Source organism: Comamonas sp. FG99, assembly GCF_057808605.1.
The window spans coordinates 1-1,195 of record NZ_JBMDII010000085.1 but is presented as its reverse complement, the minus strand read 5'-3'; the positions used below and the strand labels follow the sequence as shown (position 1 = coordinate 1,195).

Annotated in this window: 2 protein-coding genes and 1 pseudogene; all 3 read left to right on the top strand. The window is 57.9% G+C overall.

Translation table 11 applies throughout. The features are described from left to right. Window positions 1–55 precede the first annotated feature (55 nt). Window positions 56–676: pseudogene (locus tag ACODRX_RS25810) on the top strand (integrase domain-containing protein); the annotation flags it as partial. A 92-nt stretch (window positions 677–768) separates the two neighbouring features. Further along, window positions 769–978: a helix-turn-helix domain-containing protein gene (locus ACODRX_RS25805; RefSeq protein ID WP_488874402.1), complete on the top strand. Its 210-nt coding sequence runs from the start codon at window positions 769–771 to the stop codon at window positions 976–978. Window positions 979–1,045: 67 nt separating this feature from the next. After that, window positions 1,046–1,192 carry a hypothetical protein gene (locus ACODRX_RS25800; protein ID WP_488874401.1) on the top strand — a complete coding sequence of 49 codons (147 nt, stop codon included), beginning with the start codon at window positions 1,046–1,048 and terminating at the stop codon, window positions 1,190–1,192. The last annotated feature ends 3 nt before the right edge of the window (window positions 1,193–1,195 follow it).

The window sequence follows — 1,195 nt, the reverse complement described above, 5'->3', positions numbered from 1 at the left end:
CAGGTCCTTTCTTCAAGTTTAGGACCTGTGCAGGTTTTTAGTGGGTCAATACAGGTGGGCCGAGAAGATCAGCAAGTCGGGCATCTTGCCAGCGGACAACATGCAGCTTGGCGTGGCCGAGCGCCGCTATGTGACCAACGTCAGCAAGGCCCAAGAACTGGGCACAGGTCTTGGACAGGTCACCGACGCGCACGTACGCATGAGCCTTCAGCTACAGGCCGCCTTCGGATTGCGTCGGGAGGAAGCGATCAAGTTCCAGCCCAGTTACGCGGATCGGGGCGACCACATCGCTCTCAAGGGATCGTGGACCAAGGGCGGCCGGGAGCGGACGGTGCCCATCACCACGACAGAGCAACGCGACGTGCTCCAGGCAGCGCACCGTCTGGCGGGCAAAGGGTCATTGATTCCGGCACACAAGACCTTCATCCAACAGCGGCACGTCTACGACGGCCAATGCAAAGCGGCCGGGTTGAGCAACATGCACGGACTGCGGCATCGATATGCGCAGATGCGATATGAAACATTGACGGGATGGAAGCCACCGGCAGCAGGCGGACCTGGCAAGGCTCAATTCGGGCTATCGCAGCGCTTGGTCGACCGATACGCCCGCCAGCAAATCAGCCGGGAGCTCGGGCATGAGCGGTTGACGGTGACGTCGATCTATCTGGGAGGTTGAGGTTGGCTAGGCGGGTGCTTAAGCAGCATCTCAATGGTAGACTTCAGACGATTTAAGACGACTTTAAAACATAATTCCAGAGCGCCATTGACATGAGCACTGAACCGTGGGTGACTGCTGAACACGTGGCCCAGCATCTGGGTGTCGCCAAAGACACTGTTTATCGCTGGAGAGAGCACAAGGGCCTACCAGCACATCGTGTGGGGCGACTGTGGAAGTTTCAGTTGTCCGAAGTGGACGAGTGGGTGCGCGCAGGCGGGGCTAACGAAGATGCCACCGAGTCAGGGGGTCGACACACATGAGCACCACGGCTTTTATCCGCCCATGCAACGACCATGGCGAACCGTTGGGGTTTTTGAGGAAAGAGTCATGACGACATCAGAACAACAAATCGAACTCGATCTGATCGCCAAGCTTGGTGACCTCAAGTACACCTATCGCCCTGATATCCGGGATCGTGCCGCGCTAGGGAAGGTCTGCAAAACCTCTCGTCAATCCGACTGGTGTGCAACCTGAGGA

Coding starts and splice junctions, on each gene's coding strand:
- ACODRX_RS25805 (WP_488874402.1), top strand. CDS start 769: ATGAGCACTGAACCGTGGGTGACTGCTGAACACGTGGCCCAGCATCTG.
- ACODRX_RS25800 (WP_488874401.1), top strand. CDS start 1,046: ATGACGACATCAGAACAACAAATCGAACTCGATCTGATCGCCAAGCTT.